We start from the raw sequence: 18517 nt of genomic DNA, 5'->3' as shown, positions 1-18517 counted from the left end.
ATCTCCTTATTCTTCATCGTCTGCGACATCGTATGCCATTTGAAACAATATCATTTGGCTATCTATTTCTTCTTCGCCTTCTTCCCGTTTTACATAATGATATTCGCCTCGTTCGTTTTGCTCGCGCGCTTTTACATTATCAGAAAGCAAAATGTGCAATACGTCAATAAGACGCTGTTTTAATTCGTTTTTAAAAACCGGAAATAAAATTTCAATGCGGCGGTCCATATTGCGCGTCATCCAATCGGCAGAAGATAAAAAGACGCGCGCTTGCCCATGGTGATGAAAATAATATACGCGGCTATGCTCTAAAAAGCGGCCGACGATGCTGCGGACGCGAATGTTTTCGCTCACACCTTTCATTTGCGGGCGCAAACAACAAATGCCACGTACAATTAAATCAATTTGCACCCCTGCTTGCGACGCTTCATATAGCTTCATAATGAGCTGTTTGTCCGTTAACGAGTTCATTTTCGCGATGATGCGCCCATCGCCATATTGTTTATGATAGCGAATTTCTTCGTCGATGAGCTGTAAAAATTGTTGCCGCAAATCAAACGGGGCGACGACTAAATGGTGAAATTCCGGTTTTTCCATATAGCCGCTTAAATAATTAAAAAAGTTTGTCGCATCCTCGCCAAATTGCTCATTGGACGTAATGAAGCCGAAATCTGTATAAATTTTGGCGGTTGCGTCGTTGTAATTGCCCGTCCCTAAATGAACGAACCGCTCAATTTTTCCGTGTTTTTGCCGAACGATGAGCGTAATTTTACTATGTGTTTTTAAATGCGTCATCCCATAAATGACGTGGCATCCTGCTTTTTCAAGTTCCTTCGCCCATTGGACGTTATTTTCTTCATCAAACCGCGCTTTCAATTCAACGAGGACGGTCACTTGCTTCCCGTTTTCCGCCGCCCGCTTTAACGCTTCAATAATGGGTGAATCGCCGCTGACGCGATACAACGTCTGTTTGATCGCCAACACATCGGGATCATCTGCCGCATCGGAAATAAAATCAATGACTGGCTCAAACGACTCATATGGGTGATGAAACAATAAATCGCGTTCTTTCGCTTTTTCAAATATATCTTCATCGTCATCTAAATCTTTTGGGGGCTGTGGAATGAGCGTTTGAAAAACGAGATGTTCTTTATATTTCGCCACTTCATGATAAAACGAAAAGAAAAATGTGAAATCGATCGGTCCGTCAATTTGATATACATCTTTTTCATGAATTTCTAACTCATCTAATAAATAATCGAGCACCCATTCGTCAAACCCTTTTTTGCTCATTTCTAGCCGGACAGCAGCGCCCCATTTTCTCTTTTTTAACTCTTTTTCAATTTCTTTTAATAAATCGCGCGCCCCTTCTTCGTGAATCGTTAAATCCGCGTTGCGCGTAATGCGAAATTGCGTCACAGAAGAAACGGTGTATCCTTTAAATAACGTATGAATAAACGTCGTAATGACATCTTCTAACAGCGCATAAGCGTGCATGCCGTTGTTTGCTGGCAATGGAATGAAGCGATTTAACACCGCCGGCACTTGGACGATCGCTAATTTTTTCCGTTCATCTTCATCTTCCTCATCGTCAAGGACGATCGCTAAATTTAAACTTTTGTTCAACAACATTGGAAACGGACGATACGCATCGACAGCCATCGGCGTTAATACCGGGAAAATATTTTTCATAAAATACGACTGTAAATATGTTCTCTGTTCATCGTCCCATTCGTTTGGGGCAAGCAAATATACCCCTTCCTCATGCAACATCGGCAACAGCGTTTCGTTGTACATGTCGTACTGCCACTTCACAAGCGCATGCGTTTTTTTCGCAATTTGTTTCAACTGTTCTTTCGGCGTCAGTCCCGCTTTATTTTCCGGCTTATTAAACCCAGCTTTCACTTGATCTTTTAACCCGGCGACGCGCACCATAAAAAACTCGTCCAAATTCGAGCTAAAAATCGCTAAAAATTTCAGCCTTTCTAATAACGGATTGCGTTCGTCCATCGCTTCTTGCAAAACGCGCTCGTTAAACGCAAGCCAACTTAATTCGCGATTGTTGTAATAACGCGGATGACTTAAATCCATCTTCATCCCTCCAAATGAAATTGTAACTGAATCGGGCGTTTTAACATTTTTTCCACATGTTTTTTATGTTTTTCTGCTTGATATTCTTCCGCTTTAAACGATTGATTGCAAAACACGTGCATGACGATCGTTTCTTCTTTCAGTTCAAGCTGCACGCGGTTGACGATATTTCGCTTCGTATCGTTTAAGCTGTAAGCGAACTTTAACAACGCGCCAAGAAACCGAAGCTTTTTTTGTTCTGCGCGAGTAAACCATGTGTCAAAAGGTTGAATATATTGTTTAAACAACGTCTTATTTTTAAACGAAGCGACAAGCGCAAGTTGCACGCGGTCGCGATGGCTTAATCCGTCAATCGTTCGATTCGCTAAAATGTAAAACGTATGCTGGCTGCTTGCCTCTTCATCGACATATTGCCCTAAATAAAACACATGGGCGGCGCGCTTTAATAAGACGAGATCTTCTCCCGTTAGCGGAAAAAGCGAAAGCGTGCGCATTTGCTCAAATAGTTGAATGACAAGTTTTAATACGTGTTGTACGTGGTTTGTATTTACTTCGTAATCTTGGGCTAGTTCAAAAAAACTTTCATCTAGTACGCTGGGAAAGATGATCGGCCCAAACTGCTCGTAAAAAATGCCGTCGCGCAATCCTTTTCGGCTTAAAATAAACATCGTTGCATCAACGGTTTCGTACAACGTTTGAAACACTTCGACCGCTGGAATAATTAAATCCGCCCGGTCTTTCGATAACGCCTCCACTTTTTGCAGCTGGTCGAACGTAAGCGAACGTAAATATTTTTTCACTTGCACGATATGTTCACGTTTCATTTCGTATTGATGAATGCCTGCAATCGGATAGTTTTGTAGCATTTGATGTACTTGTACGACGTTTCGGGCGCTTCCTCCGATGGCGATAATCGGCAATCGGCGTTGTTTTAGCCACGGAAGCGATTGAAATTGTTTTTCGACGTATGCACGCAACGTTTGTAGCTCTTCATCGGTCGGAACGTTTCCTGAAACGAAATCTCGCTTTAACGACAACGCTCCGAACGGAAAGCTATAATAATCGACAAGTTCGCGGTTATAAAAATACGTCACTTCCGTACTTCCTCCACCTACATCGACCGTAATCCCTTCATGAAACGACGTCGATTGAACGACAGCTAAAAAACCGTAGTATGCTTCTTCATATTCGGATAAAATACGCATATGAAAATCCGTTCGTTCGGCGACGATGCGAACGATGTCATCGCGATTGCGCGCCTGACGAATCGTTGCCGTCGCCACACATTTTACATCATGGAGGCGATGAAAGCGCGTGACATCTTGAAACGTCAATAACCCTTCCAAAAGGACATGCAATCCTTCATCTGTAAATAAACCGTCTTCTGTCAAATAGTTGCGCAAGCGAGCCGCGATTTTTACGTTTTCTCGTTCACGCAATCGCCCGCTTTTGCTCTGTTCGTAAATGACGAGACGCATCGTATTCGAGCCAATATCAATAATGCCGTATTTCAACGTTCGTCCTCCCTTATATAAAAAAATAAATTGAAAATTTTCCAAAAACATAAGTCATCGTGTATAATAAAAGTGTACCAAAATAAAAAAAGGAGTGAAATGCGAATGGAAACTGTCGAATGCACCGTTGAGAATTTATCAGTTGCGTTATTTACCGTCAACCGGCATGCGAAAGCCGCTTTAAATCCTTCGTACTTGTATTTGCTGAAGAAAAAAACGATTGAAAAAATGCTTGCAGAAGGGAAAGCGAAAAAAGTTGGGTTGCATTTTTCCCGAAACCCGAAGTACAGCCAACAAAAATCAGATGTGCTTGTGGCAATCGGCGCGTATTACTTCCATATACCTCCAACAAAAGAAGACTTCAAGCAGTTGCCTCATCTCGGTGCGTTGGACGACTCTTATCGTAACCCTGTTGCTAAAATGCCGTTGTCTCAAGCGAAACGTTTACTTCAAGCATATACAGGCATCACACCAGAAGATGTGCAGCCAAAGCCGAAACGCTATGACTGGTCACGTCCGCATCGGTTCGGGAAAACATTTCGCTAAGGACAAGCTCCTCCCATTTTCTATTATTTATTATATTACACAAAAGGGCGGCCTCTTAATGAGATCGCCCTTTTTCACTTTGGAATAATTGTTCAAACTGTTCAGCGGAAAGCGGTTTGCTGAAGTAGTAGCCTTGGGCGCGGTCGCAACCTTCTCGTTTTAAAATCGCAAGTTGCTCTTCCGTTTCCACTCCTTCGGCAACAACTTTCATTTGTAAGCTGTGCGCCACTTCAATGACGGCGCGAACGATCGATAAGTCGTATGAATGTTTCACCATATCTTGTACAAACGAACGGTCGATTTTAATGATGTCGACCGGCAGTTTTTTTAAATAGTTTAACGACGAATAGCCTGTCCCAAAATCGTCGACAGCGAGCTGAAGCCCTAAATGTTTTAACGATTGAAGTTGAGCGAGCACATAATCGATATGATGCATCGCCATACTTTCTGTAATTTCTAGTTTTAAACAAAACGGATCTAACTCGTACGTGCGCAACACGTGTTCAATATGTTTCACTAAATCTGCTTGCAAAAATTGTTTAATCGAGACGTTAATACCGATTTGCACATGTGGGAGCCCTTTTTTCCTCCACACTTTACTTTGTTCACATACTTGTCGCAACACCCAATCGCCAATCGCTTGAATTAAATTCGTTTCCTCCGCAATCGGGATAAACGTCGCCGGCGAAATCCAGCCGCGTTTCGGATGATGCCAACGCAATAACGCTTCGACAGCGACAATTTGTCCGGAAGCAATATCGACAATTGGCTGATAGTGAAGCGTAAATTCATCGTTTTTCAACGCTTTTCGAATGCTATGTTGAATGTATAATTTTTCTTCGTTCGTCTTTTTTAATTCGTTCGTATAAAAACAGTACGTATTTCCCCCGTTTTCCTTCGCTGTTTCTAGCGCTAAATCGGCCAGCGAAACGAGCGTCGTCCAGTCGGTTGCATCATCTGGAAATACGCTTACACCGATGCTTGGCGTCACCGTCAATTCTTGGTCTTTGAGCTGAAACGGGGCAGAAAACAATTGCATGATTTCGCCAAGTAAACGATGCAATTCATTTCGGTCAACCGTATAAAAAGCGAGAAAAAATTGATCGCGATGTTGTCGTGCAACGATGCCGTTTTCATAGCGGCGCAATCGCTCCGCTACTTGTTTTAGCAATTCGTTTCCACGTTCATAGCTAATTAAATCGTTAATAAATTTAAAACGGTCTAAATTCAACGACAATAACGTAAACGGTTCATTTTGATTTATTCGCTCGCCAAGCGTATGTTGAAACGAATCGTACGACAAGACACCCGTTAATGTATCGGAATCGTCATCGTCTAACAAAAAGAACCCGATCCAAATGAGATGCGATTGAAACGAATGCACGTGCACATATGCATGACGATGATCGACGACCACCTTTCCGCACCACGTGTCGTTTGTATGTAATGTAGCAACGGCTTCATGAGCACGGTCAACGAGCTGTTGCACGACGCCATAGCGACGTGACAGCTGTCTCATAAACGAGTCGCCCATATAAACAATCGTGCCATCTTCGTTCGTAACAAAAAAAATCGCACATTGATCAAACTTTTGCCCAACGGCCTCCCATTTTATCAATGGGGGGTGTTGGAATAAAAACTGCTGTTCGTTCATGTTGTAATCCTCGCTTTTCGTATTGTCCCTCCTTCTTTTATTAAACCATATGGCATGATGATTGAAAATAATTTTTCATAAAGAAACGGAAATTAATCAATCGTTCCTGTACGTAAAATGGACACATGCACATCGACATCTATTTTCGCATCCTTATATAATTTGTCCCACTGTTTCTCCGTCAACTGCAATGTACGCACCGAATGGTCGTATATTTGTCCGAAGCCGATCGGATCAGTGTTGTATGCTTTTAGTTTATTTAATAGTTGCTCTATTTCTTTTTTCATTTGTTTTTCAATCGCCCGCTCAAGAATGTGGACATTCGTTTCCATAATCGGCTTCATTTTTTCGGACATCTCTAAAATTTCCGCTTGCAACTTGACGGTGACGCGAAAATGCGGGGCTGGCTCTTGGCTAATAAGTTTAATTTTTCGTTTTGTTTTAATTTCATTAATGACAAGATTTACTTTTTTTTCCTTTTTCTTTATTAATAACGGGGCGACATCTTCGCGCGACACGGTAATATTTTTTAGTCCGGTGTTATACTCGGACGCAAGCATTTTAATATAAAAACTTTCATCGAGCCGTACCGTTCCGACAAATTTGTCGCCGCGAAATAGCGCGACTTTTTCAATAATCGGTTTGTCATCACGCAACGATAAACAAGGTAATACAGGATCTTTCCCGACATCATAATAACTATGAATAAACTCATGTAACGTCGCAGCTAACAGCGATTCGCTGCGCAAATTTTTTTCAATTAACCGATATAAATACGTCCCGATATCTGGGGTATCTTCATGCTTTTTACTTTTCACGATTTCCTTTGCATTCGGCTCGCCAACCGCTAAATAAACGAGCGAACCGATATTTGCATCGCGTTGCAGCGTATCGGTTAACGTAAAAATCCCCTCTTTTTCGGCGAGCTCTTTTCCGTATACGATCACACGAATTTGCCCTGATCCTAAATCGTGGCTCGTTTGCGCTTCTAAATCTTGGCGAAGTCCTTTGCTCGTTTTATTTGCTGCTTCAATTACTTCAGACAAAGACGACCCGCTCGTTTGAAACGAAAGCATCACGGACGCCCCTTCATATAACTTCCCTTTTTTATCAAATCCAGCAGCCGTAATGATTCCTTGTCTTTCAAGGACGCGTGGTTGCACACATCCGCTTAATAACATCATACAAACGATGAGCCACTTCATTTCCCGCCCACCTTTCCCCATGTTTTTATGCGCACAAATACGTACAATATAAACGGATAAACAAAACTAAGCCAAAATCCGTACCACCCGACTTGATCAATAAATTCGTTAATGGTGGCGCGCTGTTGAAACGATATCGCAACGAGAAATGAAAGGAAACCGAACGCGAACAACATATATTTTTGTTTTATATGAAAAAGCGCTTTTCCGCCGCGCGTCATCGCCCACATAAACATAAGCAAGTTAGGCAAAATGACGAGCAGCCAAAGCGGAATAACGACGTATTCAAACCGTTCAATAAACGGAAATTTAACGATCGTAAACATCGACAACGACGCCCAAATGGTCACATCGAGCTGCTTCGGGCTAAAAAAAGCGATCGCAATGATTGTCACTACCGCTACGAGAAACGTCGTCAACATGACGCCAAGCTGGGCATAACGATGAACGCGCCCTTTTTCTTTCACAAACGGATAAATGACGTACAACACTTCAAATCCGAGCATCGTATAAGACGTTTTTAATATACCGTTCATCATTTGTTTTGGGGTCGCTTCAAAAATGGGCAGCAAATGAATCCACTCCGCATATTTCAACGGCTGAAAAACGACAACGACGATCCAAATCGTCATAAAAAACGTTAAAAAACTAACGCCCGCAACGAGCCGAAATCCCCCACCATATAGGGCGTATACCGTTAAAATAACTAAAATGAGCGCTCCGCCCCAAAGCGGAAAATCGGGATACATCCACGTTAATGCCATTTCGACGTAACCAAGCAAAATGGACGTATACGCCATTAAAAAGTAGGCGACAACGAGCGCATTGGCGATCCAACCGAACACCCGCCCATACACGAACGTATGAAGTGAAAAAATGTTGTCATGTTCCGTTAACGTTAACGTTTTATACATGATAAAAACGACAAGATGAATCCATAATCCGCTAATCAGCACCGCCATCCATGCATCTTGGCGCGCTTCGACAAAAATGACGCGCTGCACGCCGACGATGCCAAGCCCAATTTGTGCAGTATGGATGAGAAAAAAGACGAGATACGCGTTAATCGACAGCCGTTCATTTGGCGTTTTCATCATTCATCCAAATCCTTTCGTTTCATCGCTTCACGCCATGAAAAACGACGGGCGTTTTGCGGGCGGTTCGTTTTCGGACGCTCGCTATAAAACTTAATCGGCAAACGAATGAGCGCATATTTCATATCCGCGAAACGAAACGGATAAACGGGCGATATATACGGACGTCCAAGCGATGTCAGTTTTAATAAATGAATAAGCAACAGGCTGACGCCGATCAATATACCGACAAGTCCCCAAAGCGCCGCTAATAAAATAATCGGAAAGCGTAAAATACGGATCGTTGCGCCCATCTCATAACTCGGCGCCGTAAATGAGCCGAGCGCACTTAACGCGACAATAATAATGAGCACGTTGCTCGTAAATCCCGCATCGACTGCCGCTTGTCCAAGGACGATACCGCCGACGATACCCATCGTTTGGCCGACTTTTGTCGGCAAGCGCGCTCCTGCTTCGCGCAACAGTTCAATCATAAACTCAAGAAACAACGCTTCAATGACGGGAGGAAATGGGACGCGCGAACGCGATTCTCCGATCGTCAAAAGCAAAGCGGACGGAATGACTTCGTAATGATACGTAATGACGGCAACATAAAGCGGCGATAAAAAGATGGAAGCAAAAATACCGAGCATGCGAATCGCGCGCAAGACGGTGCTCATCGTCCAACGTAAATAAATATCTTCTGTCGTTTCAAAAAAGCTAAAAAACGTCGTCGGACAAATAATGACGGTCGGACTTCGGTCAACGAAAATGCCGATGCGTCCTTTCATTAAACTGTACGCTAGTCGGTCAGGAAGCTCCGTTAATAAATATTGCGGAAAAATCGTATACGCATGATCGTCCAATAATTGAGCTAATACGGAACTGTCGATCACTTCGTCAATGTGAAGCTCAGACAGCCGTTGCTTTACCGTTTGAACGTTTTCTTCATCGGCAATATCTTCGATGTACACGACGCGCACTTCAAGCGAGTTGCGCATCCCGATCGTCATTTTTTCCGTCACTAATTTCGCATCGGTCACATTTTGGCGCAAAATGCGAATGTTTGTATCAATCGACTCCGTAAACGACATTTTCGGCCCGAGGACGAGCGATTCCGTTTCTGCCTTTTCAAGCGAACGTTCTACTTTTTCAGCGATGTTAACGGCAAGTCCGCGCGTTTCCCCTTCGATATACACACCTGCCCAACCGTCGCGTATGTAAGACGCCATCTCTTTTTCTGTTTCGCATACGTGCACTGCACCGATCGGCAAACAGCGGGCGAGCTGTTTCAACGATACGTCTTCTTGGTCGTGAATAAACGCCAAGACGTTTTGCTGCAAGTGGTTATGATTAATTAAATTGCTTAAAAATAAAACGTCGACCGTTTTTCCTTTGCATTGGATGCGCCGGCACATCAAATCTGGCGAGTGGGCAAGTTGTTCGGCAATATGTTCTACTCGATTTTTTTTTGAAAACCACATCGTCTTGCCCCCTTTTTCTTCCGCTTCGTTTTTTCCTAGTTTGTAATACATCGCGTTTTTTATGCAAAAAAAGAGGAAACCTTATTTGGCTTCCTCGCTAAGCGGAACAAAAATTTCCCCTTGCCGCTCTTTATTTAATAACATTTGTAAAATCGTTTTCGATAGTTGGCTCGGTTGATATGGCTTCACAAAATAACTATTTGCCCCGAGCGCCAATCCTTTCTCTCGCTCTTCTAATGCGGAAGAAATAATAATTGGAATATGGGCGAGTTCTTCATTTTGCTTCAGCGTTTTTAACACATCCCAACCAGACGCGTTATGCTCCTCTAACATAATATCTAACACGACCGCATCCGGCTTTTCTTTTTGAATGAGCTCGATCGCTTCTTTTCCCTCTTTCACATGTTTGACGCGAAACCCGCTATCTTTTAATTCCGCTTCTAATAGCGCCGCTAAATTTTCATCATCTTCAACAATCACGACATGCGCATGCGCTTGTTTGTCATCGTTGTCGCGCTCATCTTCCTCACCAGGCGCCAAAACGACGAGCGGAAGAGAGACGGTAAACGTGCTTCCTTTTTTCAGCTCTGATGTAACGCTCACTTCCCCTTCATGCGCTTTCACAATTTCTTTCACGATCGCAAGCCCAAGCCCTGTTCCACCGATGCGGCGACGGTCGGAATTGTCGACGCGATAAAATTTTGTAAATATGTTTGGCAACGCTTCTTCTGGAATGCCTAATCCTTCATCTTTTACGTCAATGCATAGGCGATTGTTTTGTTCATATATGCGCACAGTCACGTTGCCGCCATCTGGCGAATATTTGATGGCGTTGCTAATTAAATTCGTAAACACTTGCGCCAGTTTATCGCGGTCGCCGAGCACGGTCGTTTTATTTGTTTCTTTTTGGATGTGAAACGTGTGAATGGTCGTATTCACTTTTTGTGTATCAATCACATGTTCAATAATAGACACGATATCTTCATATTTTTTATCGTACGTTTGCTTTCCGGACTCCATCCGCTGCACATCTAAAAAGTCATTAATAAGTGCCGTTAACCGTTTTGCTTCTTGATAAATAGTCGTTAAATATTTCTTTTGTCGCTCTGGCTTTAATTCCTTTGTTAACATCAATTCCGTAAAGCCGAGCACGCTCGATAGCGGCGTGCGCAATTCGTGGCTGACGGTGCTGACAAACTCGGACTTCATTTGATCGACTTCAAACTGTTTCGTAATGTCGCGATGGACAAATACCGTCCCTTGTCGTTCCCCATGACGATATAAAGGCTTTGCATATACTTGCATCACTTTCCGCTTTTGTGGCAAATGGTACACAAACGGTTCATGTTCTTCATCGCCGTCAAAAATAATGGCTCGTAAATAGTCGCATAACTTTTTGCCTGCATCGGACTGTTCAACTAAGCCGCGCGCCCATTGTTCGTAGCTTGCCCCTTCCAGTTCAGCAATCGTCTCTTTTCGAAGCAAGTCCGCCATTTGTTTATTCACGATGACGCTATGGCCGTCGCGGTCAACGAAGTGAATGCCTTCTTGCACCGTATTTAAAATATGTTGTACCGTCTCACGCGCTCGTTCTGACTGTTCGTATAGCGCAATTTTTTGTAGTGAAATCGATATTTGTTTCGTTAACCCGACATATTCTTGAATATCTTCATCAGAAAACGGTCCGCCAAAGCGGCTAAATACTAAAATGGCTTGCACATCATTTTCGTTTGACAAGACAGGTAAAAAAATGTCGTGCACATACATCGTCTCTTCATGATACCCTTTTTCCGATGCTGCGACTTCGCGTTTTAACACGAACGGCTTTTTTTGTTCAAACAATCGTTGATGCAGCCCGTTGTATACGTACGTTAAAAACTGTTCAACCCCGTATGGCGACAAACCGAACGATGCGTACGTTTTTTCATCGTTCATTAACACGATCATGCCGCGATCCGCTTCCATAATGCGCGCCATATGAAAAACGATGCTTTGTAATACGTCTTGCCGATCAAGCGAATTCGATAAGCTTTGAATAAAGTCGTTATACCGCTTTAATTCCCGTTCGCGCGCTTGCATCGCTTCAAGCGCTTGTTCGAGTTCTGTTTGTTGCAGCTCTAGCTCATCTTGTTGAGCAAGCAATTCTTCGTTATGCACCATTAACGTTTCCTCTTTATCTTGAATGCTCGCTAACATTTTCCGAAACGCCTGAGAGAGCTTTCCAATTTCATCTTCGCGAGCGGTATGAACGACGTCGTCGTTATGCACTTGTTCGTCTTTTGCGATTTTTTCTGCCATGCTAGCGAGAGCACGAAGCGGCGCCCCGATTTTTTTCGTCATAATGCGCGCGATCATAATGAGCAAAAATAACATGAAAAAGACGAATACGATAAACGCCGTTTGGGCGGTTTGTTCTTGCTTCATTAACTGTCGAAAAGCGCCATCTAATTGATCATTTAAGCTTTGCTTATACGTTTTCATTTGAAATTGAAATTGTTCAATCGACGCGGTGCCACCGTTTTCTGATAAACTTAATACTTTTTGTATATTGCCGCTTTCAAATGCGTCAATCGCTTCTGGAACGAGACGTTCGAAATAATGTTGCACAAATTGGCGCGCTTTCATCACAAATTGCGTATCTTCTTTCGTCGTTGCTGCGCTTTCTAACAGATCGAGCGCAGTTTGGACGTTTTCTTGTTCGCGAAAAATGCTTAACTTAAACTCTTTTCGGTTGAAGGCTAAATAGCCGCGCGCATCGGAAAACGCTTGGTTGAACGCCCGTTCAATTTCTTGTGTGTATTTCATTTTCTTTTCGATTTCATTCTTTTTTTGTTCAAACGACGCCACTAACGAGGATTGATACGCCGAAAGGGCAATCGCTCCGACAATAAAGATGACTAAAAATGACGCAACAAGTAAAACAAACTGTCTTGCTAAACTTTGCCGAAAATAGTTACGCATCTTCTCCATGTAAAATCGCCTCAATTCGTTCCACTAATTCAAGCGGGCTGTACGGCTTCGCCATAAAGTAGTCAGCGCCGGCCGCCAGCACGCGCTCTTTGTCCGCTTGTTGACTTTTCGCCGATAACATCATAATCTTTACATGTTTTTTATCGGGCATATTGCGCACATGTTGAATGACTTCTAAGCCGGTATATATTGGCATCATGTAATCAAGCAAAATTAAGTCGTAATCGTTTTGTTTAATCATTTCAATGGCTTCTTCCCCATCGCACGCTTCATCAATGTCATGCCCTTCATCTTCGAGCGTGTCGACAACAAGCATGCGCAACACTTCTTCATCTTCTGCTAATAAAATTTTCGCCATTATCGTTTCTCCCCTTCTATTTGTTTATATGTCTCTTTGACAATCGTGTACGATCGCTTGAGCCGCTCATGATATGTCGGCTCCTCCCACGCGTCCCACGTGTACGTGTAAAACTGTTTCGCATCTAGCATATGTCCTTCTTTTGCTGGATACGAAAATTCGTTTTCATATACGCCGACGCGCATGCCCGCAATCGTTTGACTGCTCGCCAACCCTTCTTTCCATATATCTCCCATCACTTCATGCATGCTCGGGTCTTTGACGTTTAACAGCGCCCATGGAATGCGAATTTCATATCGATCTTTTTGTTTGCTGACGCTTACGTCCGTTAACGAATTGTATGCTTCATCGTTCGGGTTTGCGGTACCAAACGTCATAACGCCTGTTTCATAAAAATCGAACGGATACGTTTTTCCTTTAATTTGTAATTTTTTATTGAGCGTCAAACGAATCGGATGATATACGCCGTTATTTTTTTTGTTCGCATATGGGAGGCGATCAATCATTTGCAACACATGTCCATAATGATAATAAAACGAATCGTAATAACTATCAATCCATAATCGCCCTTCTTTTTCCCCACGTAAATGAAGGACGAAATCGATGCCTTCTGTTCGCACGTTCGGCACATTAAGAATAGTCGATTGTCCTTGATTGGGTATCGTATCAAACAATATATAGACGTCTTTGTCCTGCTTAACAGTTGTGTCGTAACGAATGTAGACGTACCGCTCGTCGCTTGTCATATAGAGCGCGCGGCCATGTTGTTGAAACGCAGGACGGATGCCGAGAAACTCCCAATCTTCCTTTCTTCCGTCTACTTTTATCATCGTCGTTTCATTTTCGGTCGGATCAAAGCTAAGCAAGCCGAATTGTTGCTCGTTCGTCTGGGCATTCGACCAAAACGGACGGCGGTCAGGGTTGTCGTAATCCATCGTGTTCCACGTTCGTTTAAACCATTCATCTTGCCACGTAAAAATAAATCCGCCTGCCATTTGTTCATGGACGATATCTTCAAATAGTTTTTTGTTGATTACACCTTGCTCTTGTTCGGAATGAAACCCTTGGTCCATCCCATATACGTTGCGATGCGTCATGCCGCGCGATGACGGGACGCCAAATTCAGCGACGACGATCGGCATGCGATGCGCTCGTTTCATATCGTTTAAGTAGCCCGCATAGTTGTTTTTCTCACCGCGATGATCGATGTAATTGACATATTTCGGCTCATAGTTTAAAAAGTCTGGATAATACGGATAAATATGATACGACGCAAATAAGCCGCTATGCATCGCTTTTGTCGCATATATGACGTTCGGATTGACCGATACGAAATCTTCTTTTTCTAACGGTTCGCTCGGATGTGTTAACAAATCGGTCGTCACCCAGTTCGTAAAGCTGACCGGGCGCTGCCAGCCGTACGTTTTCGTTTCATAAGCAATCGCTTCATCCATCATGCGCGCCAGCCAAATTTCAAACGGCGACGCTCCTTTTGTGTACACATACGTCCCTTCATAATCTAGCAATCCCGCATGTTTCGTATTTGTTGCATGAACGACGGTCGGTTCCCACTCGACCCCGAAAATCCAGCCGAGCACATATGGAGAAATGTCGTAGCGATATATGCCGCTCGCATGCCCCGGGCGAGGTGGGATCGTTGCCCGCCCGTGAACGATATCGATCGTTCGCTTTATTTCTGCGACAAACTCATCCGTATTTTCTTTTGCAAACGCATCGTTTGTACGTAAAAACGTTTCTTCATTCACCCACACCCCGTGAAATAAATATAAAGGCTGATCTGCCATTTCGTTATATTCATAAAACGCCTCATAAAACGCCGGCGGGTGAATCGTGTACACACGGACGGCATTCGCATGCATCGCCCCAATTTGTTTAAACCAACGGAAATATTGTTCTTTCGTAATCGCTGTTTCCCCCGGGAAATGGCCCGGTTTTGCGATTCCCATATTCACACCTTTTAACAACACATTTTTCCATTTCCCATTTTTATAAATTTGTATATATTGCTCTCCGACGCGTCCCGCAAGTTGAATCCCGTCGTCTGTTTTCGCAACCGTTCGTTCAGCGGTACGCGTTTGTTCGTGGCGAACAGATTGAAAAATCGTTTTCATGATCGGAACATACGCTTTCCAATAAAACGATGCGGTACTGTTCGGATCATGGCGCACTGTCCATTTTCGCCATATGTCGATGCCGACCGTTTGATATATGCCCGGTACATCCGGTTGATCTGCATAGTCGCCACAAAAGTAATACGCCTCATAGCGCGCATTTTGATGATGAACGATGGCTGGGAACGTCATCGGTAGCCCGAGCGCTCGTAATTTTTCTTTCCCTCTTTCCGATAACGACAGCGTATATGTCGCTAGCACTTCCTCATCATGTATTGGCTTTACGATATCAAACCAATACGAATACGGAATAGAGCCATCGATTCCAAGTTTTTTTTCTCCTTTTTTCGTCGGAGTAAAAAGCACCCCTCGTTTTCCTATTTCTTTTCCATGTAAAATGATGAGCCGGTCGTATTCATCGACGAGCACGTAGCCGGGTCCAGTAAACGCATATCGTTTATCGTATTGCTTTTCGTAGTTTTCTTTTACCCAAACAGGCACTTCGTCATCTTCGAGCTTCGGGAAATAGCGGCCAATCCAGCCCGTCCATTCGACGTTTAATAAAGCATAAAATTTGTTGCGAACAGACGGATCGGTCGGGCTTGCGAACGAATTAAATTCGGCAATGAGCGTTTTGTTTCCTTCAAACATCGCCTCATGCAACCGATTGACTTCTTGTTCTGTCAGACCACCGTACACTTTTTTTGAACGCTTCCCTTTCTTTTTTTCCGCTGTCCAATCATTTTCATATACGCCATACGTGTCGGCTATATAAATAACATCGTACGATTGTAACGATGTCGGCCATGGACGCTCTTTTTTTGTCGTTGGGATAAACCCAACGTAATCTTTTTTTAACTCATAGCGCGCGCCGTCTGGCTTCACATACTTTTGCTGATTTAGTAGCCAAATAAGTCCTTCATGTTCACGATACGTATCATCTGGAACCGTTTTATTGACAATCAACACATTTAACGTGGTGGCTGGCTTCATTTTCCATAGCCAATACGGTGAAGAAATGATCAGAAAAATAAAGACGACATATAAAACGAGCCAACGTTGTTCGTTCATCATTTCGACACACCTTTTCTTTTCATTTCTCCCCATCCTTTTCTTTTTAACAGCGCGTCAACAATTCCCTCGCAGCGCCATAACACCGTCAACGGACGATACCATAACGTTTCAGTAAATGAATAAAAAAAGAGGCGTACGACGTCTGAAACGCTCGAAAATTTCCGCACCGTCCATTCTTCTAACAACACAGCAGCCATCGAAAAAATCGAGCCGTACAACACGGAAACGAGGAATAGTAAAATCGCAAATTCAATATATATGTCGCCTAAAATGAGCGAAACGATGATGAGGATGTAGCCAAGCAGCTCAACGACAGGACCTAAAAATTCAATCAGTAAAAAATATGGCATCGATACGAGCCCGATTGAGCCGTAACGCGGGTTGAACCACATGCGCCGGTGAAGCCAAAGGCTTTCAAACAATCCACGATGCCAACGCCGGCGCTGCTTTCGTAAGTCATTCATTGACTCTGGCGCTTCCGTCCAACAAACCGGGTCAGGTACGTATACAATTTTTTTATTTGTTTTCGTTTCTTTTATGAGACGGTGAAGACGGACGACAAGTTCCATATCTTCTCCGACTGTATGCGCATAACCTCCGGCACGAATGACCCATTGTTTTGAAAAGACACCGAAAGCCCCTGAAACAATTAATAATAAATTATGACGGCTCAATCCGATACGTCCCATTAAAAACGCGCGCAAATATTCAATGACTTGCATAATGACGAGCGGTTGACGAGAAAGCCCGATGCGCAACACTTCCCCTTTTTCAATGTCACAACCGTTAGCGATGCGCACGCTTCCACCAGATGCAATCACGTCTTCGTCTGAGTCGACAATCGGTTTCATGACTTTTAAAAAGGCGCGGCGTTCAATGACCGAGTCGCCATCAATCGAACAAACGTATGGATACGTCGAAAAATTAATGCCTGCGTTTAACGCATCTGCTTTTCCGCCATTTTCTTTATCGATGACAAATAAATGAGAAAACTTGCGGGAACGATACACCGCGCGCACCCGTTTCGTTTTTAATTGCTCGCGAATGACGCGCTTTATCGGAATAAGGTCGAAATCTTTCCTTAGCCGCTCAAGCGTATCGTCTGTTGAACCGTCGTTAATGACGACAATTTCATACTCTGGGTATTCGATGCTAAGCAACGAGCGAACGGTTGCGAAAATGCCAGCTTCTTCATTGTAGGCAGGCACTAAAATCGAGACCGGTTTCGTATAACTCACATCGAGCATTTCTTCATACGGCTCCCATTCGTCTAATTCGTACATGCGGCGCAATTGAATAAGCGACACAACGAGTAAAAACGTATAAAATAAAATGACCATAATCATAAAGAAAAAGACGAACATCGCTGCGAGTTTAATCATTTTCTCGCCCTCTTTCTAACCACTCAAGCGCCATATCGCGCGCATAACGATCATCTGATGTTTGGGCGATTTGTTCGAGAATCGCCAAGCCGTTCGGCATGCGCAGCAACGCCTCTGCTGCTTGCGAGCGCACGGAGAACACACGGTCTTTGACAAGCTCTTTTATCGTCTCAACAAGCTCATATGGACGTGTGCGCGCGCATAGCCGAAGAGCCATGAGCCGCTCTTGCCAAACAGGTGAATGTAAATGAATGCGAAGTTGCTCGGAATCAAGCGGAAAAGCAATTTCCGCTAACGCTTTTAATGCGCGAATGCGGTATTCGCTTTGTTCATGCCGAAGCAACGTACGCAAAAATGAAACGTGCGCAAACTTTTGCATAATGCCAATCATGTCAACGATCGCATATTGTATTTTTTCGTTCCAATCAAAAAAATGGTCAACCATTTTTGCAAACATACGATCGTCCATGCGCGATAAAATGAGGCGATAATCAAATTGCGTAAACGATTCATCCGTCTGTTTCATATATTCATATACGTGCGGATGTTGAAAAAGCGCAAACATTTTTAACAGTTGGCGCTTTTCCATCGTCGTTAGCTGTTTTTGTTCATACATCGCTTCTAACTCATGGACGAGCGAGCGAAGATGGAAATCTTCAATAAAAAAGAGGGCGTTCATTCTTCTTCCGAGCCGGCGATGAGCAAGCTGATCTCGTAAATAATCGACAAAATACATTTCTGCTAACGTGGTTGCCCTCTCCTTTACATCGCCATTAGCAAGCACGCGCATAAAATGATCGAGTAGTTCCATCATTGCGACACGTTGCGCGGATGATGACGGAGCGGAGATTTGTTCGTCACCGTAAGCTAAATAGCGAAATAGCACCGGTTCATACAACTGTTTATACGTTTCCACTTCCCGCCTCCATTTGCTATCCTTTCTTTTCCGGACAACTAAATAAAGAAAAATCGCAAGTAAAACAGCGAATAAAGTGAACACGATGACCGTAAACAAAACAAGTTGATTAGACACA

Annotated in this window: 12 protein-coding genes; 1 reads left to right on the top strand and 11 read right to left on the bottom strand. The window is 43.5% G+C overall.

Features of this window, described 5'->3' with window-relative positions; all coding sequences use genetic code 11:
* Nucleotides 1-6: 6 nt before the first annotated feature.
* Both ACPF7I_RS04625 and ACPF7I_RS04620 read right to left on the bottom strand, forming a co-directional pair.
* Nucleotides 7-2091, bottom strand: a complete 2085-nt coding sequence (locus tag ACPF7I_RS04625) for an RNA degradosome polyphosphate kinase (protein WP_430744522.1) — start codon at nt 2089-2091, stop codon at nt 7-9.
* Nucleotides 2092-2093: 2 nt separating this feature from the next.
* Complete coding sequence (locus ACPF7I_RS04620) at nt 2094-3605, bottom strand: exopolyphosphatase (protein ID WP_430744524.1); 1512 nt, start codon at nt 3603-3605, stop codon at nt 2094-2096.
* A gap of 105 nt (nt 3606-3710) precedes the next feature.
* On the opposite strand from ACPF7I_RS04620, the gene ACPF7I_RS04615 reads away from it, so the two are divergent.
* Nucleotides 3711-4151 (top strand): YkyB family protein, encoded by a 441-nt coding sequence (locus ACPF7I_RS04615; protein WP_430744526.1) that lies wholly within the window; start codon nt 3711-3713, stop codon nt 4149-4151.
* 55 nt (nt 4152-4206) lie between these two features.
* Here the strand turns inward: ACPF7I_RS04615 and ACPF7I_RS04610 are convergent, their stop codons facing one another.
* The 9 genes from ACPF7I_RS04610 to ACPF7I_RS04570 form a co-directional block, all read right to left on the bottom strand.
* Complete coding sequence (locus ACPF7I_RS04610) at nt 4207-5805, bottom strand: putative bifunctional diguanylate cyclase/phosphodiesterase (RefSeq protein WP_430744528.1); 1599 nt, start codon at nt 5803-5805, stop codon at nt 4207-4209.
* A 92-nt stretch (nt 5806-5897) separates the two neighbouring features.
* Nucleotides 5898-7010 (bottom strand): Ger(x)C family spore germination protein, encoded by a 1113-nt coding sequence (locus ACPF7I_RS04605; protein ID WP_430744529.1) that lies wholly within the window; start codon nt 7008-7010, stop codon nt 5898-5900.
* Nucleotides 7007-8107 (bottom strand): GerAB/ArcD/ProY family transporter, encoded by a 1101-nt coding sequence (locus tag ACPF7I_RS04600; protein ID WP_430744531.1) that lies wholly within the window; start codon nt 8105-8107, stop codon nt 7007-7009. Before ACPF7I_RS04600 ends, ACPF7I_RS04605 begins: the two co-directional genes overlap by 4 nt.
* The gene (locus ACPF7I_RS04595) at nt 8104-9567 is read right to left on the bottom strand and encodes a spore germination protein (protein WP_430744533.1); all 1464 of its coding nucleotides are present in this window, start codon (nt 9565-9567) and stop codon (nt 8104-8106) included. Before ACPF7I_RS04595 ends, ACPF7I_RS04600 begins: the two co-directional genes overlap by 4 nt.
* 81 nt (nt 9568-9648) lie before the next feature.
* Complete coding sequence (locus ACPF7I_RS04590) at nt 9649-12537, bottom strand: ATP-binding protein (RefSeq protein ID WP_430744534.1); 2889 nt, start codon at nt 12535-12537, stop codon at nt 9649-9651.
* Nucleotides 12521-12895, bottom strand: coding sequence for a response regulator transcription factor (locus tag ACPF7I_RS04585; protein ID WP_003396658.1), 375 nt, complete (start codon nt 12893-12895; stop codon nt 12521-12523). The genes ACPF7I_RS04590 and ACPF7I_RS04585 overlap by 17 nt, the downstream gene beginning before the upstream one ends.
* Nucleotides 12895-16101 (bottom strand): hypothetical protein, encoded by a 3207-nt coding sequence (locus ACPF7I_RS04580; RefSeq protein WP_430744536.1) that lies wholly within the window; start codon nt 16099-16101, stop codon nt 12895-12897. Before ACPF7I_RS04580 ends, ACPF7I_RS04585 begins: the two co-directional genes overlap by 1 nt.
* Complete coding sequence (locus ACPF7I_RS04575) at nt 16098-17483, bottom strand: glycosyltransferase family 2 protein (protein WP_430744538.1); 1386 nt, start codon at nt 17481-17483, stop codon at nt 16098-16100. The genes ACPF7I_RS04580 and ACPF7I_RS04575 overlap by 4 nt, the downstream gene beginning before the upstream one ends.
* A complete protein-coding gene (locus tag ACPF7I_RS04570) occupies nt 17476-18516 on the bottom strand; it encodes a HEAT repeat domain-containing protein (protein ID WP_430744539.1) in 1041 nt (346 codons plus the stop codon). Before ACPF7I_RS04570 ends, ACPF7I_RS04575 begins: the two co-directional genes overlap by 8 nt.
* Between the last annotated feature and the right edge of the window lies 1 nt (nt 18517).

The sequence above is a fragment of the Anoxybacillus dikiliensis genome (genome assembly GCF_050613275.1).
GTDB lineage: Bacteria > Bacillota > Bacilli > Bacillales > Anoxybacillaceae > Anoxybacillus.
The sequence above is the reverse complement of the archived record's forward strand: the minus strand, read 5'-3'. Positions and strand labels throughout refer to the sequence as shown.

Excerpts from the sequence above, each read along its gene's own strand:
- ACPF7I_RS04625 (WP_430744522.1), bottom strand. The coding sequence starts at position 2,091 with ATGGATTTAAGTCATCCGCGTTATTACAACAATCGCGAATTAAGTTGG.
- ACPF7I_RS04615 (WP_430744526.1), top strand. The coding sequence starts at position 3,711 with ATGGAAACTGTCGAATGCACCGTTGAGAATTTATCAGTTGCGTTATTT.
- ACPF7I_RS04610 (WP_430744528.1), bottom strand. The coding sequence starts at position 5,805 with ATGAACGAACAGCAGTTTTTATTCCAACACCCCCCATTGATAAAATGG.
- ACPF7I_RS04605 (WP_430744529.1), bottom strand. The coding sequence starts at position 7,010 with ATGAAGTGGCTCATCGTTTGTATGATGTTATTAAGCGGATGTGTGCAA.
- ACPF7I_RS04600 (WP_430744531.1), bottom strand. The coding sequence starts at position 8,107 with ATGATGAAAACGCCAAATGAACGGCTGTCGATTAACGCGTATCTCGTC.
- ACPF7I_RS04595 (WP_430744533.1), bottom strand. The coding sequence starts at position 9,567 with ATGTGGTTTTCAAAAAAAAATCGAGTAGAACATATTGCCGAACAACTT.
- ACPF7I_RS04590 (WP_430744534.1), bottom strand. The coding sequence starts at position 12,537 with ATGGAGAAGATGCGTAACTATTTTCGGCAAAGTTTAGCAAGACAGTTT.
- ACPF7I_RS04585 (WP_003396658.1), bottom strand. The coding sequence starts at position 12,895 with ATGGCGAAAATTTTATTAGCAGAAGATGAAGAAGTGTTGCGCATGCTT.
- ACPF7I_RS04580 (WP_430744536.1), bottom strand. The coding sequence starts at position 16,101 with ATGATGAACGAACAACGTTGGCTCGTTTTATATGTCGTCTTTATTTTT.
- ACPF7I_RS04575 (WP_430744538.1), bottom strand. The coding sequence starts at position 17,483 with ATGATTAAACTCGCAGCGATGTTCGTCTTTTTCTTTATGATTATGGTC.